Origin of the sequence: Guptibacillus sedimenti (assembly GCF_028610665.1) — a bacterium.
Taxonomy (GTDB): domain Bacteria; phylum Bacillota; class Bacilli; order Bacillales; family Guptibacillaceae; genus Guptibacillus; species Guptibacillus sedimenti.
In genome coordinates, this window is the sequence record NZ_JAQQWV010000005.1 from 17490 (window position 1) to 44357 (window position 26868).

General features: G+C 39.8%; 32 protein-coding genes. 12 read left to right on the top strand and 20 right to left on the bottom strand.

The annotated features are described in order from the left end of the window. Nucleotides 1-56 precede the first annotated feature (56 nt). The 8 genes from PQ578_RS17990 to PQ578_RS18025 all read right to left on the bottom strand — a co-directional run bounded on the left by PQ578_RS17990 (nt 57) and on the right by PQ578_RS18025 (nt 7948). Nucleotides 57-1670, bottom strand: a complete 1614-nt coding sequence (locus PQ578_RS17990) for an ABC transporter substrate-binding protein (protein ID WP_273835809.1) — start codon at nt 1668-1670, stop codon at nt 57-59. 28 nt (nt 1671-1698) lie between these two features. Beyond that, a complete protein-coding gene (locus PQ578_RS17995; protein WP_273835811.1) occupies nt 1699-2679 on the bottom strand; it encodes an ABC transporter ATP-binding protein in 981 nt (326 codons plus the stop codon). A 14-nt stretch (nt 2680-2693) separates the two neighbouring features. Next, on the bottom strand, nt 2694-3698 hold the full coding sequence (locus tag PQ578_RS18000; RefSeq protein ID WP_098446317.1) for an ABC transporter ATP-binding protein: 1005 nt from the start codon (nt 3696-3698) through the stop codon (nt 2694-2696). A 188-nt stretch (nt 3699-3886) separates the two neighbouring features. Then, nucleotides 3887-5605 carry an ABC transporter ATP-binding protein gene (locus PQ578_RS18005; protein ID WP_142329621.1) on the bottom strand — a complete coding sequence of 573 codons (1719 nt, stop codon included), beginning with the start codon at nt 5603-5605 and terminating at the stop codon, nt 3887-3889. A 99-nt stretch (nt 5606-5704) separates the two neighbouring features. Continuing rightward, the gene (gene ntdP, locus PQ578_RS18010; protein ID WP_048313631.1) at nt 5705-6232 is read right to left on the bottom strand and encodes a nucleoside tri-diphosphate phosphatase; all 528 of its coding nucleotides are present in this window, start codon (nt 6230-6232) and stop codon (nt 5705-5707) included. A gap of 207 nt (nt 6233-6439) precedes the next feature. Continuing rightward, on the bottom strand, nt 6440-6664 hold the full coding sequence (locus tag PQ578_RS18015; RefSeq protein WP_273835820.1) for a hypothetical protein: 225 nt from the start codon (nt 6662-6664) through the stop codon (nt 6440-6442). 168 nt (nt 6665-6832) lie between these two features. Beyond that, a complete protein-coding gene (locus PQ578_RS18020) occupies nt 6833-7498 on the bottom strand; it encodes an SOS response-associated peptidase (RefSeq protein WP_273835822.1) in 666 nt (221 codons plus the stop codon). 126 nt (nt 7499-7624) lie between these two features. Continuing rightward, a complete protein-coding gene (locus tag PQ578_RS18025) occupies nt 7625-7948 on the bottom strand; it encodes a gamma-type small acid-soluble spore protein (RefSeq protein WP_273835823.1) in 324 nt (107 codons plus the stop codon). Between the two features lie 155 nt (nt 7949-8103). On the opposite strand from PQ578_RS18025, the gene PQ578_RS18030 reads away from it, so the two are divergent. Further along, the gene (locus PQ578_RS18030) at nt 8104-8295 is read left to right on the top strand and encodes a hypothetical protein (RefSeq protein WP_098446309.1); all 192 of its coding nucleotides are present in this window, start codon (nt 8104-8106) and stop codon (nt 8293-8295) included. A 49-nt stretch (nt 8296-8344) separates the two neighbouring features. Here the strand turns inward: PQ578_RS18030 and PQ578_RS18035 are convergent, their stop codons facing one another. Beyond that, a complete protein-coding gene (locus PQ578_RS18035) occupies nt 8345-9106 on the bottom strand; it encodes an SDR family NAD(P)-dependent oxidoreductase (protein ID WP_273835824.1) in 762 nt (253 codons plus the stop codon). A gap of 2 nt (nt 9107-9108) precedes the next feature. Beyond that, nucleotides 9109-10200 (bottom strand): A/G-specific adenine glycosylase, encoded by a 1092-nt coding sequence (mutY, locus tag PQ578_RS18040; RefSeq protein WP_273835825.1) that lies wholly within the window; start codon nt 10198-10200, stop codon nt 9109-9111. 226 nt (nt 10201-10426) lie between these two features. On the opposite strand from mutY, the gene PQ578_RS18045 reads away from it, so the two are divergent. Further along, nucleotides 10427-11407, top strand: a complete 981-nt coding sequence (locus PQ578_RS18045) for a metal-dependent hydrolase (protein WP_273835826.1) — start codon at nt 10427-10429, stop codon at nt 11405-11407. Between the two features lie 67 nt (nt 11408-11474). On the opposite strand, the gene PQ578_RS18050 is transcribed toward PQ578_RS18045, so the two are convergent. Beyond that, on the bottom strand, nt 11475-11744 hold the full coding sequence (locus PQ578_RS18050; protein WP_159781055.1) for a YfhJ family protein: 270 nt from the start codon (nt 11742-11744) through the stop codon (nt 11475-11477). A 128-nt stretch (nt 11745-11872) separates the two neighbouring features. On the opposite strand from PQ578_RS18050, the gene sspK reads away from it, so the two are divergent. Both sspK and PQ578_RS18060 read left to right on the top strand, forming a co-directional pair. Further along, on the top strand, nt 11873-12028 hold the full coding sequence (gene sspK, locus PQ578_RS18055) for a small, acid-soluble spore protein K (RefSeq protein ID WP_098446303.1): 156 nt from the start codon (nt 11873-11875) through the stop codon (nt 12026-12028). A 25-nt stretch (nt 12029-12053) separates the two neighbouring features. Further along, nucleotides 12054-12212 (top strand): YpzG family protein, encoded by a 159-nt coding sequence (locus PQ578_RS18060; protein WP_224883550.1) that lies wholly within the window; start codon nt 12054-12056, stop codon nt 12210-12212. A 17-nt stretch (nt 12213-12229) separates the two neighbouring features. Here the strand turns inward: PQ578_RS18060 and PQ578_RS18065 are convergent, their stop codons facing one another. Continuing rightward, nucleotides 12230-12550: a YfhH family protein gene (locus tag PQ578_RS18065; RefSeq protein WP_098446300.1), complete on the bottom strand. Its 321-nt coding sequence runs from the start codon at nt 12548-12550 to the stop codon at nt 12230-12232. Between the two features lie 95 nt (nt 12551-12645). On the opposite strand from PQ578_RS18065, the gene PQ578_RS18070 reads away from it, so the two are divergent. Next, nucleotides 12646-13317, top strand: a complete 672-nt coding sequence (locus tag PQ578_RS18070) for an SDR family NAD(P)-dependent oxidoreductase (protein WP_273835829.1) — start codon at nt 12646-12648, stop codon at nt 13315-13317. Here the strand turns inward: PQ578_RS18070 and recX are convergent. Next, nucleotides 13304-14110: a recombination regulator RecX gene (gene recX / locus PQ578_RS18075; RefSeq protein ID WP_273835831.1), complete on the bottom strand. Its 807-nt coding sequence runs from the start codon at nt 14108-14110 to the stop codon at nt 13304-13306. The two genes, PQ578_RS18070 and recX, sit on opposite strands and share 14 nt — an antisense overlap. Before the next feature lie 133 nt (nt 14111-14243). On the opposite strand from recX, the gene PQ578_RS18080 reads away from it, so the two are divergent. From PQ578_RS18080 to PQ578_RS18100, 5 genes are all read left to right on the top strand, one after another. Next, on the top strand, nt 14244-15146 hold the full coding sequence (locus PQ578_RS18080; RefSeq protein ID WP_273835832.1) for a TIGR01777 family oxidoreductase: 903 nt from the start codon (nt 14244-14246) through the stop codon (nt 15144-15146). 179 nt (nt 15147-15325) lie between these two features. After that, nucleotides 15326-16441, top strand: a complete 1116-nt coding sequence (locus PQ578_RS18085; protein ID WP_273835834.1) for an amidohydrolase — start codon at nt 15326-15328, stop codon at nt 16439-16441. A gap of 280 nt (nt 16442-16721) precedes the next feature. After that, entirely contained in the window at nt 16722-17276 is a 555-nt protein-coding gene (locus PQ578_RS18090; protein ID WP_273835835.1) for a GNAT family N-acetyltransferase, read from the top strand. Between the two features lie 130 nt (nt 17277-17406). Next, the gene (locus tag PQ578_RS18095; protein ID WP_098446293.1) at nt 17407-17520 is read left to right on the top strand and encodes a YfhE family protein; all 114 of its coding nucleotides are present in this window, start codon (nt 17407-17409) and stop codon (nt 17518-17520) included. A gap of 80 nt (nt 17521-17600) precedes the next feature. Continuing rightward, nucleotides 17601-17771, top strand: coding sequence for a YfhD family protein (locus tag PQ578_RS18100; RefSeq protein ID WP_205689130.1), 171 nt, complete (start codon nt 17601-17603; stop codon nt 17769-17771). A 292-nt stretch (nt 17772-18063) separates the two neighbouring features. Here PQ578_RS18100 and rlmD read toward each other — a convergent pair whose 3' ends face one another. From rlmD to PQ578_RS18130, 6 genes are all read right to left on the bottom strand, one after another. Beyond that, entirely contained in the window at nt 18064-19464 is a 1401-nt protein-coding gene (gene rlmD, locus PQ578_RS18105) for a 23S rRNA (uracil(1939)-C(5))-methyltransferase RlmD (protein ID WP_420541589.1), read from the bottom strand. A gap of 15 nt (nt 19465-19479) precedes the next feature. Then, a complete protein-coding gene (locus tag PQ578_RS18110; protein WP_273835838.1) occupies nt 19480-20349 on the bottom strand; it encodes a DNA-3-methyladenine glycosylase family protein in 870 nt (289 codons plus the stop codon). 125 nt (nt 20350-20474) lie between these two features. Beyond that, the gene (gene pdaA, locus PQ578_RS18115) at nt 20475-21254 is read right to left on the bottom strand and encodes a delta-lactam-biosynthetic de-N-acetylase (protein WP_420541590.1); all 780 of its coding nucleotides are present in this window, start codon (nt 21252-21254) and stop codon (nt 20475-20477) included. 145 nt (nt 21255-21399) lie between these two features. Beyond that, nucleotides 21400-22194 carry a YfkD famly protein gene (locus tag PQ578_RS18120; protein WP_273835839.1) on the bottom strand — a complete coding sequence of 265 codons (795 nt, stop codon included), beginning with the start codon at nt 22192-22194 and terminating at the stop codon, nt 21400-21402. 152 nt (nt 22195-22346) lie between these two features. Next, nucleotides 22347-22934, bottom strand: coding sequence for a YczE/YyaS/YitT family protein (locus tag PQ578_RS18125; protein WP_273836019.1), 588 nt, complete (start codon nt 22932-22934; stop codon nt 22347-22349). Between the two features lie 92 nt (nt 22935-23026). Beyond that, nucleotides 23027-24382: an MATE family efflux transporter gene (locus PQ578_RS18130; protein WP_273835840.1), complete on the bottom strand. Its 1356-nt coding sequence runs from the start codon at nt 24380-24382 to the stop codon at nt 23027-23029. Nucleotides 24383-24567: 185 nt separating this feature from the next. On the opposite strand from PQ578_RS18130, the gene PQ578_RS18135 reads away from it, so the two are divergent. Continuing rightward, nucleotides 24568-24990 (top strand): pyridoxamine 5'-phosphate oxidase family protein, encoded by a 423-nt coding sequence (locus PQ578_RS18135; protein WP_098446626.1) that lies wholly within the window; start codon nt 24568-24570, stop codon nt 24988-24990. Between the two features lie 46 nt (nt 24991-25036). On the opposite strand, the gene PQ578_RS18140 is transcribed toward PQ578_RS18135, so the two are convergent. Further along, nucleotides 25037-25426, bottom strand: coding sequence for an OsmC family protein (locus PQ578_RS18140; protein ID WP_273835841.1), 390 nt, complete (start codon nt 25424-25426; stop codon nt 25037-25039). Between the two features lie 142 nt (nt 25427-25568). On the opposite strand from PQ578_RS18140, the gene PQ578_RS18145 reads away from it, so the two are divergent. Next, complete coding sequence (locus tag PQ578_RS18145; protein WP_165999519.1) at nt 25569-26738, top strand: MFS transporter; 1170 nt, start codon at nt 25569-25571, stop codon at nt 26736-26738. Nucleotides 26739-26868 lie beyond the last annotated feature (130 nt).

Here is a 26868-nt window from a genome sequence, read left to right on the forward strand (position 1 = left end):
TGTATGTAACGTTATGAAGAATAAAAGGGGAGTGCATCACTCCCCTTCCTTATTTCCTATTGAAGCGTTACTTTCGTTAGCTTATCAGATCCAGTTGGATGCGGTGAGAAACCTTTAATTGTACTAGAACCGCCAAGTGCTGGCTTAGAGTGTACAAGAGGAATCCACGGTGCATCTTCATGGATAATTTCTTGTGCTTCTTTATAAAGTTTATTACGCTCTTCTTCATCTGGAGTCGACTGTGCTTCGATTAGAAGATCATGAAGCTCCTGATTTTCATAGTACGTATAGTTGTTGCTTCCAATGTTATCTTGATCAAGAAGGACGTATAGGAAGTTATCAGCGTCACCGTTATCGCCAGTCCAACCTAACAAGAAGCTATCTGCTTCACCATTACGCGCTTTTTCAAGATAAGTTGCCCACTCGTAGGATTTGATTTCAGCATCTACGCCAATTTCAGCAAAGCTTTTCTGAAGAACTTCTGCTACTTTTTGGCCATCTGGCATATATGGACGTGGAACCGGCATAGCCCAAAGCTCCATTTCAAATCCATCTTCATAGCCTGCTTCTTTTAGAAGTTCTTTCGCTTTATCAAGATCATACTCATAAGGTTCGATCTCATCGTTATACCCACCAATTACCGGAGGCATCGGATTTTTCGCTGGCTCCGCTTGTCCTGCATAGAAAGAATCAATAAGCGCTTGCTTGTCTACTGCGTGGTTAAGCGCTTGACGGACAAGCTTGTTGTTTAATGGCTCACGGTTTGATGTAAGACCAAGGTAGCCAACGTTCATTGACGGACGGAAGAACGTTTGGAGATCAGCATTGTCCTCTACTTGTTGAACATCAGAAGGATTCAGACCGTCCATTAAATCGATTTCACCAGCCATTAGTGCATTCAATCGTGCAGAGTTATCTGGAATCGCTCTAAAAATAACACTATCAAGTTTTGGATAACCATCCATCCAGTACTCTTCGTTTTTATTTAGAACGATTTTGTCATTTCTGTTCCACTGATCAAATACAAACGGACCAGTACCTACAGGATTTTCACCAAACTTATCGCCCTGCTTTTCAAGTGCATCTGGACTAGCAATAGCAAATGGAGACATTGCGATGTTTTTCAAGAATGGTGCTTGTGGACGCTTCAATTGGAATTCAACCGTGTAATCGTCTTTCGCCGTTACACTTTCAATAACGTGTCCTTCGTCTCCTTTAAATCCACCAAACATGGATTTATAGTAATAGAATGCCTCTTCATTCCCGTTCATCCAACGTTCGAAGTTGTAAACAACGGCGTCTGCATTAAAGTCTGTTCCGTCATGGAACTTCACGCCTTCACGAAGTGTGAATGTATAAGTCTTGCCATCGTCCGAAACTTCCCAATCTGTCGCAAGGGCTTCTTGCACATCTGTGTTATCATCGCCGTAATCAAGAAGCGTATCAAAAATATTCTTTGTTACTTTAAATGATTCCCCGTCTGTTACAGATGCTGGATCAAGTGATACGGAGTCACCGCCGCGACCAAAGATCAATGTTCCACCTGCTTCTTCCCCTCCGTCCCCGGAGTCACCCCCGCCGTTGCCATTCGTTTCGTTTGATCCACCGCAACCGGCTAGACCAATCGAAAGTAGCAATACAAATAGTAATGAAAAAATGGTTTTCTTCATGTTCTTCCCCCTTAGTCATGTTTGTGATTTATACAAGGTCTTCTTCATACAGATGACATGCCGTATGATGTCCAGGTTCTACCTCCCTGAATTCAGGAACAACGGAGCTGCACACGTCCATCGCCTTAGGACATCTTGTGTGAAAAGGACATCCTGATGGCGGATTCGATGGGCTTGGCACATCTCCAGTAAGAATAATTCTGTCTTTCCCATAATCAGGATCTGGAACCGGCACGGCTGAAAGAAGAGCCTGTGTATACGGATGTTTTGAATCCAAATAAAGTTTTTCACTATCTGCCATTTCAACAATACGTCCAAGGTACATCACTCCGACGCGATCGCTAATATGACGGACAACTCCTAAGTCATGAGCGATAAACAAATATGTTAGGCCAAGCTCTTTCTGGAGATCTTCTAAAAGATTTAATACTTGAGCTTGGATCGAAACATCAAGTGCTGAAACAGGTTCATCCGCAATAATTAACTTCGGATTAACTGCAAGTGCCCGTGCTATACCTATTCTTTGGCGCTGTCCACCACTGAATTGATGAGGATACCGCTTGGCATGATAGGCACTTAGACCAACAATTTCAAGAAGTTCTCTTACCCTTTTTTTACGCTCTGCTTTATTACCAAGCTGATGAACAATAAGAGGTTCTTCGATAATTTTCTCAACTGTATGCCTCGGATTAAGCGATGCAAAAGGATCCTGAAACACCATCTGAATATCTTTTCTAAGGTGACGAAGATCCTTTTTGTTTAAAGTAGTCATTTCTTTCCCATTAAAAAGAACTTCACCTTCGCTTGGTTCAAGCAGTCTCATTAACATCCGTCCAGTTGTAGACTTTCCACATCCACTTTCTCCAACCAGTCCAAAAGTTTCTCCTTTATGTAATGTAAAGGTCACACCATCAACGGCTTTTACTGTTCCTACCTGCTGCTTAAGTACGCCTCCCTGAATGGGAAAATGTTTCTTGAGCTGTTTAACTTCAAGTAGTGCTTCTTGCAAAATAGGTGCCCCCTTTAGCTTTTCACTCTCTCTAATACAGATGCTTTCTCGGCATCTTCATGAAGCCAGCATCTTGCCTGTTGTGCCGGTCCTGCATCTAAAAGCATTGGATTCTCTTCATAACATTTATCAAAAGCGAAATTACAACGCGGTGCAAAGTGACATCCCTTATGAATAGAACCTGGTTTTGGAACATTTCCAGGTATTGAATACAGCCTATCTTTTCGAACTCGAACGTCAGGCACTGATTCGATTAAACCAATCGTATAGGGATGCTTAGGGTGCTGAAATATATCTTGTGTTTTCCCTTGCTCTACAATTTTTCCAGAATACATGACAGCAATCCGATCACAGATCTCTGCCACTACGCCGAGATCATGTGTAATCATAATAATCGATGTGTTCGTTTCTTTATTCAACTTTTTCATCAACTCAAGAATCTGAGCTTGAATGGTCACATCTAGAGCAGTTGTTGGCTCATCCGCGATAAGAACTTCTGGTTCACATGCCATTGCCATTGCGATCATAACGCGTTGACGCATTCCACCAGATAATTGGTGAGGATATTCATTCATTAGCTCTTCAGCTCTTGGTAATCCCACTAACTTAAGAATTGATACAGCATGCTCCCAGGCTTTTTTCTTGTTCCATTTCTTATGTATTCGAATTCCTTCGATCAGCTGATTTCCTATTCGAAAGACTGGATTCAGCGATGTCATCGGCTCCTGAAAAATCATGCCAATTTCATTCCCTCTTATCTTCCTCATCTCTTTCTCAGATTTAGCGATAAGATTTTCGCCTTTGTATGTAATTTCGCCACCGACTACCTTACCAGGGGCCTGAATGAGCTGCATAATAGATAATGAGGTAACACTTTTCCCAGATCCGGACTCCCCTACAATCCCAAGCACCTCTCCTTTATTGACATAAAAATCAACAGAATCGACTGCCGGAATTTCTCCATCATCTGTAAAAAAGTGAGTTTCTAACCCGCTAACTTTTAATACTGGTTGTTCCACACCCTCACCCCTTTCTATAAATTCTGAATTTTTTAATTTAACTAAAATCTGTTTATCATTATTACATTATTTTAACCAATTGGCAACGTATATTGAGGTAATTTTCTGTCTTTCTTTGTCGCTTTTACGCGATAATGTGCATAATTAAACAAAAAAAGCATCTAAAATAGATGCTTTTTGATGAATCATTATAAATTTTGTACTTGAAACAGATTATGGTATGACCCTTTTTGTTTCATCAGTTCTTGATGGTTTCCACTCTCAGAAATTTGTCCATTTTCAACGACAACAATTCGATCAGCATGCGTCACTGTTGCAAGACGGTGCGCTACGATGAAAGTTGTTCGATCTTTTGCAAGTATTTCGAGCGCCTCCTGGATAAGATGTTCACTCTCAAGATCAAGAGCTGACGTCGCTTCATCCAAAATGAGGATAGGAGGATTTTTGAGAAAGACACGGGCGATGGCAATCCTTTGCTTTTGTCCTCCGGATAATTTCACACCGCGTTCACCAACTGGCGTATCGTAACCTTCCGGAAGGCTGTTAATAAACTCATGCGCATTGGCTGCTTTTGCTGCACGTATGACATCTTCTTCAGAAGCATTCGGATTTCCCATCATAATATTCATTCGAACCGATTCACTAAACAAGATATTATCCTGTAAAACCATTCCGATATTGTCACGAAGACTTCTTGCTTCGTAATCCCGAATATCCGTGCCATCGATAAGAATTCGACCACCTGTTACCTCGTAGAAACGAGGAATCAAACTAACTAGAGACGATTTCCCACCTCCGCTCATACCAACGAGAGCAATGGTTTCCCCAGCCCTTACATCAAGATCAATTCCTTTTAGAACAGGAAGATCATTTTCATTGTATTTGAAATAAACATCTTCAAACTGTATATTTCCTCGAACGTTACTCAACTTTCGAGCATCTTCTCTATCCACAATATCGTATTTCTCATCAACAAATTCAAAAACTCGATCCATTGAAGCAATGGATTGCGTTAGTGTTGTAGAGGAGTTTACCAAACGTCTAAGTGGACTATATAGGCGATCCATATAAGTTACAAAGGCTACCATCTCACCAATTTGAAGTCCTCCTGAAATTACAAGGTACGCAGAGAAGGCAATAACAATAAGAGGCGCTACATCCGTAATTGTATTAACGACAGCGAACGTTTTGGCATTCCACCTTGTATGATCAAGTGCTCGTTCTAAGAAATTCGTATTTCTTTTGTTAAATTGATCTTGTTCATAATCTTCCAGGGCAAAACTTCTAATCACTGACATCCCTTGAACTCGTTCATGAAGGTGACCTTGAACTTCTGCAAGTGCTTGTGAGCGGTCCTTCGTTAAGTCCCGAAGTCGCTTATAGAAAAACTTAACTGAAAGTCCATACAGAGGAAGAAGAACAATTGCTGCAAGCGTAAGCCAGACATTCATAAACGATAATATACCAATAATGATGACGATCGTAATGAGATCAAGCCAAACATTCATCATCCCCGTAATCACAAATGTTTTTGTCTGTTCCACATCATTTATTACTCTTGAAATGATTTCGCCTGCTTTGTTATTAGAGTAGAACTTCAAACTTAATTGTTGAATATGAGAAAATAATTTATCTCTTATATCATAAAGAATCTTACTTCCAATCCATTGAGCGTAATACTGACGGAAGTATTCTACTGGTGGTCTGACAACCACAAATAGGAAAAAAGCTCCTCCCATCAACCATAGAAGTTGCTCATATTTATCCCCAGCTGGCATTTCTGCATTGATAATATCATCAATGACATACTTTAAAATCAATGGCAGGAGAAGAGGAATTCCAAACTTTACTATTCCGATTCCAATTGTAATTCCAATTTGTTTTTTATATGGCCTCACGAAAGTCATGTATCTTTTTATACTACCCAGATGGCATCATCCTTTAGCTATTCACGTGCTTTTTAATATCATGCAAAAACCTGTTGAAAAACATTCAACAGGTTTTTCTTACCTATATTGGAGAAACTGTTCGTACCACTGATCCACAAAACCTGGAGCAAATGGTCCTTTACGCTGATGAATCCAGTTCATCAGCTCTTTTACATTTTGTTGTATAATGCGGTCAATGGCTTCGGGATAATTCATCTCTTCGCGGTGTGCTTCATATTCATCTTCATCAAGAAGTTTAAAGGTCATATCAGGGTAGATCTTAATATCAAGATCATAATCAATATATTTTAACGCCTCTTCGTCGTACGTAAATGGTGTACCTAAATTACAATAGTAATAAAGTCCATCCGTCCGAATCATTCCAATGACATTAAACCAGTGGTTTGCACTAAAATAGCAAATCGCAGGTTCACGCGTACGCCATTGCCTTCCATCAGCTTCTGTCACGAGAATGCGGTCGTTACCCCCAATGATTTCTTTTGAGGTACCTTTCAGTACGATGCTTTCTTCCCAAGTACGATGAAGTGTACCGCGATGTTTGTAACTTTGAATTTGAATTCTCGTCCCGGTCGTTGGGAAACTCATCTCCTTCTCCTTTCCTAAGAAATTCCGGAAAACGATGAATGCCTCTAGCATATAGGCAGACTCACAGTATCCATTCTTTCTTACCGTTCAATACATGGCTATCATCAAATTTCTTACATCTCATCTATATTCTTCTCCATTATAACGCTTAACAAAATAAAATTAAAATAAAAGCGCCATTCGAATTGAATGGCACCTTAATTGCTATTAATAAATTGGTGTATTTTCAAAGGTAGAGATGACATTCTCAATCAGTCGTTCAAACTCTTCTTCCAAATGCAACAGCCGTTCTTTTTTTTCTACAATAATCGTTTTCATCGCTTCATCCGACCCACATAACGTCTCTTCTAACTTCTGTATTTCTTCCCTAGTATAAATCATCTGATCGGCAAGCCTGAGCTGTTGTTGAATAAGCTCATCAAACTCAGTCATCTAACCTTCTCCTTTCAAACTAAACGTGTTAACTCACATATACGAAACATCTTCAGCAAACAAATTCCATATGTGAGATGAAATACCTTTGGAAAGTTCTGTAGAGAAGTAGGAGGTTTTGTCAAAAACAAAAATCTTGAGCTCTTTCACCCTGTAACGGAAAGCAGCTTAAATAGGTATGATACATTCAGGCTTTTCATTTTTAGGTGAATTGACAATTGTGGAAACTTCGTAAGCATTCATCTCAGAAGATGCAAGAGGCTTCATGCACTGGTTTAATTCGGCTACATCATTCACAGAAGAATCAAGCCAAATTTTTTCCGTTACCTTTGTTAAAATGACAGGCATTCGATTATGTATTTCTTCCATTAGAACATTTGCTTCAGTCGTCAAAATGGTACACGTATAGTGTGTTCGCTTACCATCATCCCATTTTTCCCATAATCCAGCCATTGCAAACGGCTCACCTTTTCTTACTTGAATTCGCATAGGTACTTTCCTATTTTCTGTTTGTTTCCATTCATAAAAGCCATTGGATAAGATCAGGCATCTCTGCTTTTTAAGTGCGTGCTTAAAACTTGCCTTTTGATCTGCCGTTTCACTCCTTGCATTGATCAATTTGGATGCCATCGAAGCATCCTTTGCCCAAAAAGGAATTAACCCCCACCTTAATGTTCCCATTCGATTGCAATGCCCTGCTCGAATAACGACTGGAATTTGTTGAGATGGCGCGATGTTAAACCTTGGCTCATAGCCTACAATAGTTGTCTGTTCAATTTGAAACCGTTCTAGTAGAACGTCGAGTTCTGTTGTTAAGGAAAAGCGTCCACACATATAAACCCTCCTTTCTTCTAGTAAGTGTTTCGATGTTTTCGTTAAAATCCCTATCGGTCCCTATCGCTTTTAACCATTTGAAAGAAAAACAGGGCTGACTAAGTCAGCCCTGCATGGGAAGTTCTCTTATTGTTGCTGCTGGTTGTTCTTCGCAGATGCTTGCTGCTTATTTTGAGCAGACTTTGCGTTACGAGCTTTCACTTGCTGAGCATCCGTTTCGCTTGCAAATTCAGCAACGTATTGTTGCTGACCTGCTTGTCCTGCAGATGCTTGCTGCTTGTTTTGAGCAGACTTCGCATTGCGAGCTTTCACTTCTTGAGCATCCGTTTCACTTGCAAATTCAGCACCGTATTGTTGCTGACCTGCTTGTCCTGCAGAAGCTTGTTGATTCTGCTGTTTTACGTGTTGAATACTTGTACCAGCTTGAGTTTGTCCTGGTTTCTTTGCCATGGCTTATCACCTCCCACAAACAATAGAATAACCAGATCAGACATTCTTATGTATGCTATTTCAAAAAATAAAAAATCCTCTCTTGGTTTCTCAAAACTTCCCTTCATACTACATACATTTCTGTAGCAAAATATAATTGAAAAGGAGGATCTTAAATGGATCATCGAGATATGACTGAGCTATCCATGATGGCGAAAAAGGATTGGGCTGACCAGGAGCTTTCTTTTTTTCACCACAGTTTGCAGCAAATTGCACCTTATTTAAACAGTGAAGGCCTGGCAATTCATAGAGAAATCATGAAAGAAATTGAACAACGTGGTGGGTTGTCTGCCTTTATGCCTGATTAAAATAATAAACAAAAGCCCTCCGGATACTCACGGAGGGCTTTTGACATCTTTAAAAATTAGACTTTGATTGGCCACCATCTACTGTGATGGTAGCACCGACGATCCAGGAGGCTTTGTCAGAAGCTAGAAAAACGACGGCATTTGCTACTTCCTCAGGTGTACCAAATCTCCCACCTGGAATTTCTTTTTCCACAAACTGAGCAATTTTTTCTGGATTTTCTTCCTTGCGCTTTTGCCAATTTCCTGAAGGATGAAGAATCGCCCCTGGTGCTACGCCATTTACCCGCACACCATCTTGAATTAATTCATCACCCATTGCTTTTGTAAAGCTAATCATGGCTGCTTTTGAGTTATTGTAAGTTGGCTTGCCGCCAGATTCCCGACCAAAGATCGAAGAAATATTGACAATCACTCCTTCACCCAGCTCCTTCATTTTTTCTGCTGATAGTTGACTGAGGTGAACCGCTGAATAGAAATTCAGATCCATCGCCTTATGAAATTCAGAGAGATTTGTTTCCATAATCGCCCCTCCACTGCTTCCTCCAGCATTATTAATGAGGATATCAATAGAACCAAATTCCATTATAAATGAATCCAATAGCTGCACACGTTTTCTTTCATCTGTTACATCCGCTTCGAATAAAGCAAGGTTCGGGCCAATTTCATCTTTCGCCATCTCAAGATCCTCGCGATTCCTTCCACAAATACCTACCTTTGCACCTTCTTCATAAAATGCCTTCGCAATCGATTTCCCAATGCCTTTTGAACCACCTGTAATTAAAACGCGTTTATTTTCTAAATTCAACTCCACAATTATTCCTCTCCTTCTAGAACCATTTGTGTGATTTTTTGATGAGCAACGGGAAAAGCGAAATTCCTCAAATTCTTTTTCTCTACCATTTTAAAGTTCTTAGGAGAAATTTCACCATCATACGTTCCTTTATACACGGTTAATTGCCACTTTAGATGACTAAAAATATGATTAAAAGTAGCTAACTCTTTCTCAATTTCAACATCGATTTGGTATTCTTCCCATATATGATTTTTAAGCTGATCCTCTTTTGATCCTTCACTCAGTTCAACGTTTGGAAATTCCCATAAGCTTGCTAGAAGGCCTGTTTCCGGTCGCTGCCTAACAAGAAATTTACCTGAATTATCTTCAAGTGCTACTACCGCTATTGGGACAGGGCGTGGAGCTTTTTTCTTTGATTTAATCGGCAGCTCTTCTTGTGATCCTTCCGCAAAAGCTCTACAATGCTCCTGTACCGGACATAAGAGACAAGAAGGAGATCGTGGGGTACATACGATTGCCCCTAGCTCCATCATTCCTTGATTAAATGATGATGGGTCCTCGTTTGAAATAATTCGACGTGTTATTTCTTCGAACGTCTTGCGAGCTGAGGGTTTTGCGATATCTTCCCATATCCCAATAATTCTTGATAGAACACGCATGACGTTCCCATCGACCGCAGGTTCCGGGATATCGTAAGCAATACTTAGAATTGCACCCGCTGTATAAGGACCTACACCCTTCAATTCAGAAATTTCCTTCGGTTCATTGGGTACGATTCCGTTATACGACTCTGCCACTTCGCGAACAGCACTCTGGAGATTTCGTGCTCTTGAATAATATCCAAGCCCTTCCCATGCCTTTAATACGTCTGCTTCTTCAGCTTCTGCAAGTGCATAAACGGTAGGAAAAAGGCTCATAAACCGCTCGTAATAAGGGATGACCGTATCGACCCTTGTTTGTTGTAGCATGATTTCAGACACCCACACCCGATAAGGGTCCTTACTTTCACGCCATGGAAGCGTCCGCTGTTCTTTTTTAAACCAAGTAATAAGATCTTGTTGGAATTTTTGTTCGTCAAATAAATGTAAAAGGTCTGTCACTTTCTTTGTCATGCATCAACTCTCCGATATGATATAGTAAATGGTATTAAAGAACGATTAAAATTCACTTTTAACTTCCTCCACCTTCATCTATCACATATAATAACTCATCATACCTTATCATTCACCTTTTAACTTTTCACATTTGTTTTAATTGGGTATAACTAAAGAGAGAACGCTAAACTTTATGCGATATTGGCAAGTTAATCGATTTGCTTCACAAGGAGGATCTTACCCTATGGATACTGGGACACATGTGGTCATGGGACTGGGGATTGGAGCTCTCGCAACTTTAGATCCAGCTATTGCGCAGGACCCTATTACCGCACAAAGCGTTCTAATTGGGGCGCTAATCGGATCGCAGGCCCCAGACTTTGATACAGTATTAAAATTAAAAAATAACGCTGTCTATATACGCCATCACAGAGGGATTACGCACTCGATTCCTGCCGTCCTTCTCTGGCCCATAATTATTAGTAGTGGTATCATGCTTTTTTATCCTGAAACAAACTGGCTTCATCTCTGGTTATGGACATTTCTTGCCGTCTTCATTCATGTGTTTGTCGATATTTTTAATGCTTATGGAACACAGGCCATTCGACCATTTTCCAATAGATGGGTTGCACTTGGCGTCATAAATATCTTTGACCCATTTATTTTCCTCAGCCATATTGCTGGTCTGATTCTATGGTACATTGGTGCAAATCCTGGTTTCACCTTTTTAGCGATATACGGCGTTCTCATTCTCTATTATCTATGGAGGATTTCAGAACAGAAAAAAGTGATTCGTGCTGTTAGAGAACGAATTCCTGATGCCGTGGAAGTCATTGTCTCTCCTACAATTCGTTGGAGTAGATGGCACATTGCAGTTAAATCTGAAACACAGTTCTATGTCGCCCGTGCTGAAGGAACGACCATACACGTTCAAGATGAATTTGAACGGGTTCCCGTTCCGAAAACGCCTGTACTCGAATCTGCAAAAGAAGACCCGAACTTGAGTGCTTTCCTCTCTTTTTCACCCGTATATCGATGGGAAATTGAAGAAAAAGAAGTGGGATACGAGGTGCGATTTATCGATCTTCGCTATCGCAATAAAGGTCACTATCCTTTTGTTGCCGTTGTACAGATGGAAGATCAGCTTGAAATCACTAGCTCCTATACAGGTTGGGTATACAGTGAAGACACGCTTAGAAAAAAATTGGATCCTGCTGTCGACTGATCTGCTAAGTGACTCGTTGGAGGATTATATAAGAAACCGGCTGGACAATTGTCCAGCCGGTTTCTATTTAGTGCTTTATGCTTCTATCGTCTCCAAAATAACCTTTGTATTTTGGATTATTCATCATAAAGTCATGAAGAACTGGACCATAATAATCAATCCACTGTTTCACGATTTTTTCAGTTACATCTTGACCTTTATACTCTCTTCCAGCCTTCGCTCTTGATGATTCAAAGTCCTCCCACAGTAATTCCACCATTGTTCTTGCCTGTCCGTAAGAAAGATGATCGTTTTTCTCAAGAAGGTTATGAGTAAGCCTTTGAAATAGATCTTCCATGAGGCATGCTCCTTTCATGTTGTACTTTCAATGTAGAAATTAATAAATCACACATAACATAACGTTCTGATTCGCATACTAAATGTGTGCCTGCTTCACAACACGATATTGGAAAGGGGCGCACAAAAATGAGAAACAAAAAAACCGGTTTTCCAGATGCAAAGTTTTCTGGAGAACCACGCGCAAAAGAAGAATATGCATCGAAACGAGCTGACGGATCGATTAACACTCATCCACAGGAGCGCATGAGCGCATCTAATCGTACGGGCAACCGTCAGGGATAATTTTCTCATATAGGAGGCAGCAGCTATGGGTAAAAATAACCGAAATCAGCTTCACCCGAAATATGAGGATCCATTCCAATCTCCAACTGCAAACCCAAAACACGCGCACAATCAGGTAAATGGACAATCAAAGCAAACGTATAACGATATCGTTCTTCAAGTGCAAACGCGAAAACGATCTTAGAAATGAAGAGAGCAGCATTACTGCTGCTCTTTTTTAATGAGCATCGAGATAGGGAATGCTTCTATTTCCTTATTTCCCTCACGATATCCCCAGGCAAACGTTCCGTTCATATAGTCGATTGTAAATGTTGAACCTGGGTCGCCATCTATTTCATACTTCTCACCTGGAGCAAAGTTCTCAGGGTTTATTAAATAGGATTTTGCAAGGGCTATTCTGCGTTCATGAACAGCAAATTCATTCACCATTCCCATCTGTTCAGCTCGACGTGCTTTTTCACTAAGAAGTGCTATTTCACTTCGTAATTCCTGCTCACTCATTTCACTGAAACGCTTTTCCATCCTTAACCTCCACTACTCTATTCTTCCCCCAAGTATAGTTTATTTTCTGCTTCCTGACAAAAATATGCTACGCTTACATCAAGGAGTGATTTACTATGAAAACCATCTTAATTACGGGTGCTGGGTCTGGCCTAGGCGCTGAACTTGCAAAGCGCTGGGCAAAAGAAGGAAATCGTATGGTATTAGTAGGAAGAACAAAAGAAAAACTTACCTCTATCTGTCAGCATATCGAGAAAGAAAACGCGACATGTCTGAGCTACCAATGCGACATAACAAACCCTGATGATCTAGCGCATTTGACAAAGAAACTGAAAGAAGATGATCTTAGCATTGATCTTCTTGTGAATAATGCCGGAATAGGGACATTCGGTTCGTTAGAAGAGACGACGATTTCAGACATTCATCATGTCATAGATACTAATGTAAAAGGGACGATTTTCACGACCCAAGCCTTTCTGCCGATATTAAAAGAAAGGAAAGGTCGCATTATGAATATCATCTCGACGGCAGGCTTGAAAGGAAAGAAACATGAATCTGTTTATGTGGCCTCGAAATACGCTGTGAGAGGATTTACAGAGAGCCTGTGGAAAGAACTTGAAGGCACTGGTGTAAGCGCTACGGCAGTCTATATGGGTGGAATGAATACGCCTTTCTGGTCTCATTCGAACCATATATCTGATCCCACTAGATTAAAATCCGCTTTAGAGAAAGCAAAACAAATCATTGAAGAAGATAAGGGGCAGAAAGAAATTTTTATTGATCGTTAAATTCTTCAAGGTACTTATTAATTAATGGAAATGGGAATCCTTTACGATACAAAAACTGCTTCATCTTTTGATCAAATTCTCTACGTCCTAGCTTAATGTAGCGACGTTCGGCTTTTTGAGCTTGCATAACGAGGGCTTCCCATTCTTCGTTATCGCCCTTATCTAAATTGATTTGCTCCATCACTTCTTGAATAATATCTCGGTCGAATCCTTTCGCTCTCAGCTCCTGGTTCACTTTCTGTTTTTGCTCCGTTGCTGATGACTTCTTAAGCTTTGACGCTTTCTTTTCAGCTAAATTTTTAGCAATCTCAAGCTGCTGTTCATAAGAGTATTCTTCAAGTGATTGATCAATCATTGGTTTCGTAACCCCTTTTTGGTTAAGTTCTTGTGCAATAACATACGGTCCTTTTCCACCCGCATTTATCTTGGTTCTTACAAATGCAATGGCGAACTCAAGATCATTTATATAGCCATAGCGTTTAAGCTTTTCAATTATCTTAGGAAATGCTTCTTCTGGTACCTCTTTTTTTAGAAGGTAATCTTTCACTTCTTTTTCTGAGCGCATCCGGTAAGATAGATAATTCAAAGCGTAATTCATGCCTTTTTTTATCTGGTCCTCAAACTGAATGCCTTCAAGCATTTCGTCACTTAATTCAACACCTTTTCGGAGACCAAAGCTAATCAAAACATCTTGATCCACTCCGAAACCGAACTCTTCACCAGATCCTTTATCAATAAATATTGAAAAACGCTCATTATTATTTTTCTGAGTCGTTATTCGTGTAACCTTCACGATGCACTCACCTCCAGCTCCATTGTAGCACTTTCTGAAATTAGCCATGAAGTTTGAGCATTTGATTAAAGGATTATGATTATGGGTAAAGAAGTATTAGAAGTACATCGCGCACGCTTAGGAGGAAAATAATATGAACATTGCGATCACCGGAGGAACAGGTTTTGTCGGAAGCGCTCTAACTGAGTCATTTGTTAATGATGGGCATTCTGTGTATATCCTAACACGTAATCCTGCAAACAAACCTGTTAAAAAAGGTGTTACATATGTGAAATGGTTGCAGGACGACGCTGAGCCAGAAAAAGAACTGCCAAATGTTCATGCTTTTATTAATTTAGCCGGCGAGTCGATCAATAGTGGAAGATGGACAGAAGAGCGGAAACAACGTATTCTCGATAGTCGTATTTCCGCAACTAGAGAGATCACTTCAATCATAGAGAAACTTGATCAAAAACCTCGCGTACTTGTAAACGCTTCGGCGATTGGATTTTATGGCTCCTCTCTTGATCAATCATTTACGGAAAATGATACAGAGCCCGGCTCAGATTTTCTAGCTGATGTTTCAAGAAAATGGGAAGATGAAGCAATGAAAGCACAAAACCATGGTGTAAGAACAGTTCTTGCTCGTTTTGGCGTTATTCTTGGCGAAGAAGGTGCACTTCCATTAATGGTACTCCCATATAAATTATTTATGGGTGGAAAACTTGGAGACGGACGTCAATGGTATTCCTGGGTCCATATCATGGACGTTGTTGGAATGATCAGATTTGCCGTCGATCACGAATCAGTTCAAGGACCATTAAACGTCACGGCACCTGAACCCAAAAGAATGAATGATTTTGGTAAAACAGTCGGTGAAGTACTGAATCGACCACACTGGATGCCTGTTCCAGAAGCGCCAGTGCAGGCTGCTTTAGGAGAAAAGAGTGGAATTGTGTTAAAAGGTCAATGTGTCCTACCACAAAAAGCGAAAGAACTCGGCTACCCTTTCCGCTATATTAAATTAAAAGATGCTCTCGAGAACCTGCTGGTATAATATCAGCAGGTTTTTTTCTAACTTACCAAGACTTAGAAATGCCCTTAAAGCCGATTAAAATAATTCTTCGCTGTCTACACTCGATTATATAGCAACCTTTCACGATAATGGCTATACTATATAAAAACCTAATAACGGCTATGTCAAACATTAAAACTAATAGATAATAGGTGAATAAGATGACAATTTTATTTAAGCAAGCTCGCGTCTATCCGGTTGCTTCCCCATTACTACCCTGTGCTGATGTTCTCGTAAAAGACGGTCTTATCCATCAAATATCCCCATCTATACCTGAGGAACCTACAATGACAGTTATTGACGGGAAAGGATATCATCTACTTCCAGGGTTTATTGATGCCCATACACATTTAGGTCTTTATGATGAAGGAACAGGCTGGGCTGGAAATGATGCAAATGAAACGGTAGAAGCCCTAACACCACACGTGAGAGCACTGGATGGTGTGAACCCGCTTGATGTCGGATTTAAAGATGCCATCGCTTTTGGTGTCACCGCTGTTCAGGTAATGCCTGGAAGCGCTAATATTATCGGAGGCATAACAACCGTTTTAAAAACAAATGGAAAAAATGTAGAGAAAATGATTGTAAGAGAAACGGCTGGTCTAAAAATCGCTCTCGGCGAGAACCCCAAGCGTGTGCACAGCCACTCAAACAATGACTCCATCACAAGAATGGGGATTATGGGTTTACTCCGTGAAGCATTTTACGATGCTAGTCGCTCAAAACAAAAAGAGCATCCGCGTATTGCCCCTATTATGGCGGCACTAAATCGAGAAATCCCAGTAAGAATTCATGCTCATCGTGCAGATGACATTTTAACAGCCGTTCGCTTCGCCCGGGAATTTAATCTCGATCTTAGAATTGAACATTGTACAGAAGGACATCTAATTGCCGATGAACTTAGCGGACAAAACTTAAAGGTAACCGTAGGACCATCAATGACAAGACGATCTAAAATTGAACTTAAAAATAAAACATGGGCTACTTATGGAATCTTAAATAGTCACGGAATTGAAGTTTCGATTACAACAGATCATCCTTACGTCCCGATCCAATACTTAAATATTTGTGCTGCACTTGCGGTAAGAGAAGGATTAAGTGAAGAAAAAGCCATTGAAGGAATTACCCTTAACCCCGCAAAAAGTCTTGGCGTTGACCATCGAATTGGAAGCATTGAAGTCGGAAAAGATGCCGACTTAGTACTCTGGTCCAACCATCCTTTTCAGTATGATGCCCGCCCTCTTTTAACCATGATTAACGGGGAAATTATTCGCTAAATTACTATGGTTTTCCTGTCACGTTGAGGCTTAAAAAAAGTTTACATTTTACAGAGAAAAATACGCGAAAAACTAGTATCTTTTTTTGAATAAATCGAGTATGATACTTTTGTAATTAAAATAAAATGAACTAACAACTTCATATCTGAATATGGGAAGGCAATTGGTGCGCCACCAGCAATGACTGGTCCTAGTGGGTTCGATTCCCACCCCGAATAATAATTCAACATACTATTATTCGAGGGTGGGGATTCGTCTGCCCTCGACAGGAGGGAAACTCATGATTAAACATCGTGACCTGTCGGAATGTCATGTGCTATTTGACTTGATGGTTGACCCATCTGTCTTCCCATTCGTGCGTCATAAAGCAAGCTCTTACGAAGAATATTTGTTCTTAACCAAACAACTCATTGAAGCGGAGGAACAGGGGGAGCTTGTTTCTCGAACCATTCTAGATGAATGGGGTAATCCAATCGGTACGATTAATTTATATGATATTGAACAAGAAACTGGATTTCTCGGCACCTGGATCGGAACTCCTTATCATGGTAAAGGGTACAATCAACTTGCAAAAGAAGCCTTTTTCAACGAGTTGTTTTTTGATAAGCAAATCAAAACCATTTTTATGAGAATCAACAAGGAAAACACGCGGTCGCAAAAAGCAGCTGAAAAAATTCCTTATGTTGAAAAAGCCGATGACAAATGGCCAGAAGTTTATCATAAAATCAATTCTGGAGAAAAGTCATATCATTTATATGAAATCGAACGCGACAACTACCATCTTCATGTAATGCGTGAAGGACTAGAGTCTGTTGAAGTTCAAATGGAAGCATGAGTTCCTTACAAAGGAACTTTTTTTCATTTCACTTTGGTTAGAATAGTTTGCGAACGCTCTTTGTCCACATGTGCATAGAACTTTTTTGGATGGCAATGCTAGTACCATCTTAAAGAAGAGAGGGATTATTGTGGATAAACGGAAAGGTAGAGATAACAAAGAATCGAAAATGACGTTAACCAAAACACAAGACGTACTTTTTGGACGTGAATTTAAACGCGCTGACAGGGCTGGTCATAAGTAAATATGAATATTTAACTGATAAAAAGCCATCCTAATGACTGGAGAGAACCTCTCCAAACACATTTACAGGAGCTGATTAAGATGGCAAAACGTCCAAATTATTCAGAAGGTAAACAAAAACGTCAAGCTAAAAACCCAATTCCATCAGCACAAAACGAAGATGTAGAATTCGCAAGTGAATTCGATTCAGCTGATGCGAAAGCAGCAGAAAGAGCACGAGCAGCAGATCAGCGTAACAAGAAAAACAAATAACACAAAAAGGGACCGCACTGGTCCCTTTTCAAATTCAGAACAAACATGCAATTCTGAAGTTAACAACATGTTATCCACACGATGTTAATAATGTGGACAATGTTTCATAATCCTCGCCACAACGGGAAAATTTATTAACATCTAGAACTGTTGATAACATCCGCATTTTTTGTGGATAATGTTGATAAATCTGTTAGTAACGCTTGTAAACTCTCTTCAACGTGTGCATAACTCTGTGGAAATTGTTGATGACTACTTTCGCTTTTCAGTCGAAACGACGCCACTGACAATTTTAGCGCTGTTTCTTCTTGAAAACCGATACCACTTCTACATGAGAGGTTTGTGGGAACATATCAACTGGTTGCAATTGCTCTAGCTTATATCCTTTTTTCATTAAGTAGCTAGCATCTTTGGCCAAAGTAGAAGGATTACACGATACATAAACAATGCGATCTGCTTTCGCTTTCACCATCGTAGCTAATAAAGTGTCATCACAACCTGTTCTAGGTGGATCCACCACGATAACATTTGGCTTAAACCCTTCTTTGATCCACTTCGGTACAACTTCTTCTGCCTTTCCAACATCATAAGTCATTTTTGACTCATACCCGTGTCTTCGAGCATTCTCCCTTGCATCATCAATTGACTCTTTGATGACATCCATTCCTCTTACTTCTTTGGCTTCCTCAGCAAGCCAAAGACCAATTGTACCCACACCACAATAAGCATCAATGACATTTTCGTTACCTGTAAGATCAGCAGCCTTTTTCACTTCATCATATAGTTTTACGGTTTGAAGTGGATTAAGCTGGAAGAAAGCACGAGCAGATAATTCGAAATTCAAATCACCTAATGACTCTTGAATCACTTCTTCTCCTTCTAATAAAAGAGTTTTCTCACCAAATATTAGCGAAGTTCGTTTCCCATTTACATTTTGAATAACGGATCTAACTTCTGGCAGTCTTTTCTTAATTTCTTTCATTAACAATTCTTTTCTAGGAATCGTTTCTTCTGAAGTAACAAGAACAAGTTGAATTTGACCTGTTTCAAACCCCACTCTTGTCACAATGGTCCGAACAAGACCATTTCGCTTCTTTTCATGATAAATTGAAATGTTTAAATCTTGTAGAATGTCTACAACCTGACGTGTAACGCGATTTGTTTCAGGATGTTGAACGAGGCAATTTGTCAGTTCAACAAGTTCATGAGAACCCGCGCCGTATAACCCCGCAATGACCTTTCCTTTTTGCTTTCTAACCTGTAGCTGGCTCTTGTTTCGATAATTCCATGGATCTTCCATTCCGATAACGGGTTTTATAGTTAAATCGTTTTCACCTAATTTTGCATGCCGCTCAAACGACTGAATCACGATATCACGCTTCTCACGTAATTGAGCCTGATAACTCATATGTTGCAGCTGACATCCACCACATTCTTCATAAACAGGACATGGAGGAGTAACACGATCCTTTGACTTTTTACGAAGCCGTTTTACTTTGGCTTCTGCTCGGTTAGGGAAAACTTTTGTCACTTCAGCTGTAATTTCTTCCCCAGGCAGTGCTCCTGGTACAAAAACAACCGTTCTCTTAAAGAATCCTACACCTTCCCCGTTTATGCCTAGTCGCTTAATTGTTAAAGGAATGGTTTGACCGTTCGTAAGTCCTGTCCCTTTCACCTTTTTGTTATCCAACAAAATCTCTCCTTCTATTTAACCGCTTAAGCTTTCCCATAAATACATGGAAACATAGCTCGCATACGGTGACCACTTCTTTTTATAAGCCTGTACTTCTTCTTTTGACGGCTTCGTTGGTAGTTGATACCACTTCATGAGAGCATTTTGAATGCCTACATCACCTGCTGGCAAAATATCCTTTCTTCCTAAACCAAAAAGAAGGACACATTCAACTGTCCACGGGCCAACACCTCTGATTGGAAGCAACTCATCATACACTTCATTATTTGTTTGTGCATAGAGCTTCTCCAAATCAAGATCGCCTGATAGCATCTTCTCGGCAATTCCAATCACGTATTCCGCTTTTCTTTTACTAAATTGTAGCTCTCTCAACTCATCTACCTTAAGCCTGCTTACAACTTCGGGGTTAGGATAAAACCATACGTCATCCACTCTAGTACCATAACGCGTCACAAAGCGATACATTAGTGTATAAGCAAACTTCATATTAAGCTGCTGATGAACAATATTCTTTAGTAAAGCACTGTACACATCTGGCTCACAAATAATAGGCATACCTATATAATCGTCGACTAATGAATGAATATTTGTTTTTCTTAATGTTGAAGTGATACTAGGCGTATCCATTTGAAAGTCAAACATTTGGTTTATGCGAGTAACAGCTTCGTTTTTTTTGCTAACATCTTTTCCACTTATCTCAAAGCAAGGTTGTACGTCTGTTCCAATGAACTGAACAGAATAAACATCTTTTTCTTGATGTATGATTAACGGAACTTTAAGGATTTGATTATGATCATCCACGCACTGAAGCGGATCTAAGTTTAACCTTCGGAAAAGTCGATTCACATTGTACGGTTTTTGAGGAAATATTTTCTCAGCCCACACGATACCGCCCCCTTCATCATGTCCTGTATATTATCGCAAATACCACACTTGATTACTAGTTGTACATTGAAGTGCATCCCTCTCCCAAACCACATGCAAAAGACTGCCATCGCTGGCAGTCTTTCTTAAGGCATAGTCGGCAGTTTTTCCTTCAAAACAAGATCATCAAGACTCTTAAACGTATAGCCCTCTTTCTTTAGATCTTGGATCACCTTTTCAAGAGCTTCTGCGTTATCTTTTGAAACGGTATGAAGTAGCATGATGGCGCCGGGATGCACCTGTTTCATGATGGAGTCATATGCATACTGACTACCCTTTTGCTTATTCGTTTCCCAATCTTTATAAGCGAGTGACCAGAAGATGTTATGGTATCCCTCTTCGTGAGAAATTGCGAGTGATCGTTCGCTAAAAACCCCACGCGGCGGTCGTAAATATTGCATCGTTTCATCTCCCGTTAAACGAGCATATTCCTCTTTAACCTTACGTAACTCGGTCCTTATTTTATCATCAGAAATCGCCGTCATATCTGGATGGCTCCAAGAATGATTTCCAACAAGATGCCCCTCTTTCACCATTCGCTTCACAAGATCAGGTTGATCTCTCAAGTAATGTCCCGTTACAAAGAAAGTTGCAGGTACTTCTTCTTTTCTTAGAACGTCTAAGATTTCATCTGTATAACCATTTTCATATCCGTTATCAAACGTCATATATAGCTCTTTTTTCTCTGACTCACCAATAAAATAACTATCATACGGTTTTAGCATTTCTTGAAATTCACGTTCTGTCGTAGCGGGTGCATGATTTTTACTACGTTTAAAATACCAATCATGCGATTCATTATCTATCGCATGTGCTCCAGTCATCGTGCCCACAAATAGAACAATTGTTAATAAAGCTATCCTCATCTAACCCCTCCTTCTCTACCCTCCTATTTAGTTTGTGAAGTTTGATCTGCTTTCTATCCGCATTACCTTACAACTCTCTCAGGTAATTATCCCCAATCTCAAAAAAATTGTGCTTTTTCGTAAAAATAACCAGCATTTCTGCTGGTTACTGACGAGTATTAAATTCAAAACTTAAATAATCCTGAACAGGGATCCATGCCCCAATTCCCTGCTGTGTTACATTTCGTACTTCCAATTTCATTTTGCTTCCTTTTAACACAAGATACACTTCACCATAGGTTACTTTGCCTTTCTCATTCACAGCAGGTACAAAACTTGTTAGTGTGCCATAATGCTTTGGACCAACGTTATAAACATTCCCTTTTTTCGTATCTTTACCAATCATTGTTTGAAAAGAAAGAGATAGCTTCGTTTTTTCAGAAGCCTTCATCATCATCATTTTTTTTACATCTTCACTGTCAGGAATTGAGGCAGTTAGTCCGCCGTTTACTTTTTTCTCTTCTTCTTGACGGTATGTCATTTGAACTGGACCACTTCCACCTCTATTGTCCACTCGGTTCACATTCGCCTGCTTATATTGCCAATTAACATTTGTCTCAGCAGAGTCATAATTGAGTGCCCACTTGCCGAGATAGATGCTCGCACGATAGCCAATCGCAAGCTTAGATGGCGAAATTGAGGAGTCATTTAATATCTGAATTAGCTCAGGATTTTCGATACGAACTTCAGCGGAGCCAGTCAATTCTTTTGTTAGCTCACTCGGCTGTAAAGTGGGTAAATCTTGGGCTGGGTTCGGGTATGTGTTCTCCTTTGAAATATTGACCGTCGAATCTGGAACTTGTAGCGATTGATTATTTCCTGCTTTCTTCCCCTCGGCAGCTAAGGAATTCAGTGGCGAGATAAAGGTTAAAAGTAGGATAATTAAGACTAATTTCTTCATTTTAATTCTCCTTTGTTGGCAACTGTTCATTACGAATGATTCAGACTCATATCCGTATTTTTTTCTAGAAACCTTTCTTTTATCCAACAAAGTGAGATATTTAAAGCCTTAGACGTCATTAATGTTTCTTCCTATATAAAAAAAACGAACGCTTAAGCGTTCATTTTTTCAAAAGTAGGATAGAAAAACTGTACAAGTGGACCAATACCAAATGTAATAGCCAGGGTACCGATTCCGATCGGCCCTCCTAAAATAACAGCGGCAAGTAGGGCAATCAACTCACCAATTGTTTTTGAAGTTCGAATGCTTAGACCTGTTTTGTGATGAATCGCAAGCATTAACCCATCAATCGGAATAACGGCGAATTTCGCTTGAAGATAAATTGCAATTCCAAGTCCTACCAAGATCATTCCAATTGCAAAAATAGCGTATGCTATGAAAACATCAGAAATCGTCCAATCTGCAAATAATGTTAATAACCAAAAATCAATGAATATACCTGTAACAATAATTGTAATGAGTGCAAAGAAATCCGGCCACGCTCTCATTAGAATAGCGTTTACAATAATCAAGATCATCCCTACAATAATGACCCAACTTCCAACTGTAAATCCGATTGTTTCCGATAATCCAACATTAAGGGCATCCCAGGCCCCCGCACCAATATCTGATTTGATGGTTAATGTTATCCCAGCTGTTAATACGAATAACCCAACTACATAGAACAAAAAACGCTTCATTTTCAATGATGGCATCCTCTCTTTAACTGCATAGACTCCATTGTCCATTGTAACGCAGGAAACAGTTAAAAGACGATACTTTCCTTGAGCATTTAACCATTCTTCTCTTGATTACCTTCAAATAAATCAATTTCACGCCATTTTCCATAACGGTAATATGCAATCGCGAATAGACTTGAGATGATAAAGCTTACTCCTATTCCATATGCAATCCCCTCTGCGCCTAACCATTTTGAGAAAAGGTAAGTAAGCGGTACACGAAGGACCCAGAACGAAATAATATTAAGTACGAGCACTTGGACCATCGCACCTGCTGCTTTGACGACGCCGTTTAAAACAAAGTTTATGCCAAGAAACGGATAGAAAAAGGCAACCGTTTTTAAGTAGTTTTCACCAAAGGCAATTGTCTCCGGATCGTTAATGAATAGGCGAATCATTGATTCAGCAGAAAAAAAGATAATGGCGCTAATGGTAAGAGAAACGGAAAGAATTAAAATAATCCCATTTTTAGAGATCGCAGAAACTCTCCCCCATTTCCCAGAACCAATATTTTGTCCAGCCATGCTGTTCACCGCTGCTCCAAGTGTAAAAGCCGGTAACATTATAATACGATCAAGTCTTTGTGCTGCTCCAAATCCTGCAACTACTTGCGTACCAAAGCTCGCTACAATTCCCATAATCGCTGTTACTCCTGCAGATACAGTCATCATTTGCAATCCTGCTGGTATACCTAGCTTGGAAATACGCTTAATTTCTTTTGAGTCAGGAAGATGCGGAATTGTAAATGGAATTTTAGATTTCCATACTGAATAAATTACGCCGTACAAAAAGGCAGCCCCTTGTGAAAGAATTGTCGCATAAGCTGCCCCTTCAATTCCCCAATTAAAATAAGAAATGAAAAGAGGGTCCAATACGGTATTTAATATAACAGCAAACAGTACAAAGCGAATCGGAGTTTTGCTATCCCCAAGCGCCCGTAAAACTGTCCCAATAAAGTTATAGCCAAATAAGAACAAAATACCGAGAAAATTAATTCGTAAGTACACTTTCGTACTCTCAAATATTTCATCAGGCGTTCCTAAAAATTTTAGAATGGGATCAGTAAAAATAAATCCAATAATGCCAAAAAGAACCGAGAGAATCGTTAAAGCTACAACAAATGCGTTTAGCGACTCAATTAGTCCGGTTTGATCAGAAGCTCCCTTCCTCTGAGACAATACGGTTAACGTCGCACTATTCACCCCGATAATGAATGAGAGAACAGTAAAGATCACCGGAGCTGCAATAGAAATCGCTCCAAGAGCATTTGCCCCGAGTAAGTTCCCCACCCAAATGCTATCGATAAATTGATACGACGTTTGGAGTAAATTTGTTAAGAATATAGGTAACGAAAAAAAGACCATTTGTTTCGCAATATTTCCTTGAGTAAAGTCGTGTGTTTTGTTCATTTGATACCCTTCTTACTTAACGTTTTAGAATCTCACTTTGGTATACCCTTAGTATCGGTTTGAAAAACGATCGAATGCGCCACAATGACTTGTAGGAAATAATGGCATATTCAGGTGTTTTAGAATTTGAGAATAGAGGAAGATTAAGACTAGAGTTAAATTCGAAAGGAGAATTTGTAATGTCAATGTCTCAATCAGAAATAAAAAATAAGGTTTTAAGCATTTTCGATTCTCACTATGTTGGTACGCTAAGTACAGTGAAGGATAATAAGCCACATTCACGATTTATGACTTTCTTCAATGACGAGTTAACGCTCATGACACCAACAAGTAAGGAAACACATAAGGTGGAAGACATCGAACAAAATAAGAATGTGCACGTCCTACTTGGTTACGATGGCGAAGGATGGCATGATCGCTTCGTAGAAGTACAGGGGCAGGTTACCATCGATGACTCCAAAGAAACGAAAGAAAAACTATGGGGGGATCAACTGAAACGCTGGTTTGATTCACCTGAAGATCCTAACTACATCGTTCTTAAAATCAAACCGGATACAATCCGCCTCATGAACGAGGGAGAAAACACTCCAGAAACGCTAGAATTGTAGAGCAAAAACGAAAGAAGGGACACGCTCGTGTCCCTTCTTTCGTTTCTTATTCAGCTACAATTTCATAGGATTCTTCCAGTTCAATACTGCCAATAACAGATTGCGCCATAGAGCAATGCTTTTTCGTTAATTCAAGCGCTCTTTCAACCTTTTGATCATCAAGGTCACCATATAATGTAAAGTGAAGGTGAATTTTTTCAACGCGATTCGCTTCTTCTTTATTACGTGTAACATCAGCCTTTATTTTAATATCTTCATATTTCATTCGCTTTTTATCAAGAATCTGTCGTAGCACACCACCGCTGCAAACTGCTACAGACGAGACAAGCAGCTGGTAAGGTCGAAAGCCAAACTGTTCATCTCCAGATATGTGAAGTGTCCCATACTCAAAATCAGCTGTAAAACCTGTTTCTTCTTTTTTCATGTTAAATTCCAACATGCCCACTCCTCGTTACTAGACGTTGCTCTTATTTTAAAACAGGAAATGAAAAATTGCGAACGGTAGCCCTTTTCTTTCCATTCTATTATAATGACACTGATAAGAATTTCCTTTTTTGGCCAGATGGAGTGTGAACAGTTTGTTTGAATCAAAACGATATCGTTTCCTAATTTTAATTTCGATTGTCTTTATTTCAGGGTACTCTCAAGGTATGCTACTTCCATTATTATCTATTCTTCTTGAAGAAGCGGGCGTTTCGTCAAGTATGAATGGGTTAAATGCTTCTGCTCTTTATATCGGAATTTTATTTGCTTCACCATTTATCGAAAAACCCGTGCGTAAATACGGGTACAAACCTGCCATTGCTGTTGGACTTTTTCTTGTTATCGTTTCAATTACGTTGATTCCTATCTGGCAAGCTTTCTGGTTCTGGTTTATTTTAAGGGTAATTGTAGGAATTGGTGATAATCTTCTACACTTTGCCACACAGCTCTGGATTACAACAACAACTCCAAAAGAAAAACGGGGAAGGAACATTGCAATATACGGCTCTGCTTTTGGGCTAGGGTTTGCAGCAGGACCACTTTCTACGATTTTAGTTGAATATTCCTTGTATCTTCCATTCTTACTTGCTTCAGGAATTGCTTGCGTAACCTGGCTGTTACTATCGAAAATTAAAAATGAGTTTCCCGATCCATTAACACATGGCTCTGAACGGGTTCTCTCTAAATATGCTCACGTATTAAAAATCGGCTGGGCAGCCCTATTACCTTCTTTCGGATACGGTTTCCTCGAAGCATCCCTTCATGGGAATTTTCCCGTGTATGCGCTTCGAGCAGGATTAGACGTAAAAGCTGTTTCGATACTACTTCCCGCATTTGTTGTAGGAAGTCTGGTGTTTCAAATGCCACTTGGGATCATTAGTGATAAATTCGGACGTAAAAACATCCTGCTTATTAGTATTCTGATTGGCTGGGTTTGTTTTTCAAGTGCGATCTTTACAACATCCATCCCGTTGCTATTTACACTATTCTTCCTAGCCGGAATGATGGTTGGATCACTTTTTTCCTTGAGCATCACTTACCTAGCCGACCTTCTCCCCACTAGTCTTCTGCCGACGGGAAACATTTTAGCAGGCATTTTCTTTGGTCTTGGCAGCATTCTCGGACCGTTTCTAGGTGGAGTTTTTATCGATTGGTTTGCTACGGGAAGCATCTTCTATGCGATTAGCGGTATGTTGCTAACTTTATTTATTGCAACGGCTGTTCATAAAAATCCTGAGCCAATGAGACAATATTCTACTTCGTGAGTAAAGAAACGTTTTTATAGCCATTTTAATACTATATGGAATGAACCCTTTTCATTGACTTATGATGGATATGTACTATAATAATAACTGTGATTATCTGATAATGATTATAATTAATTCCGAATAAAGG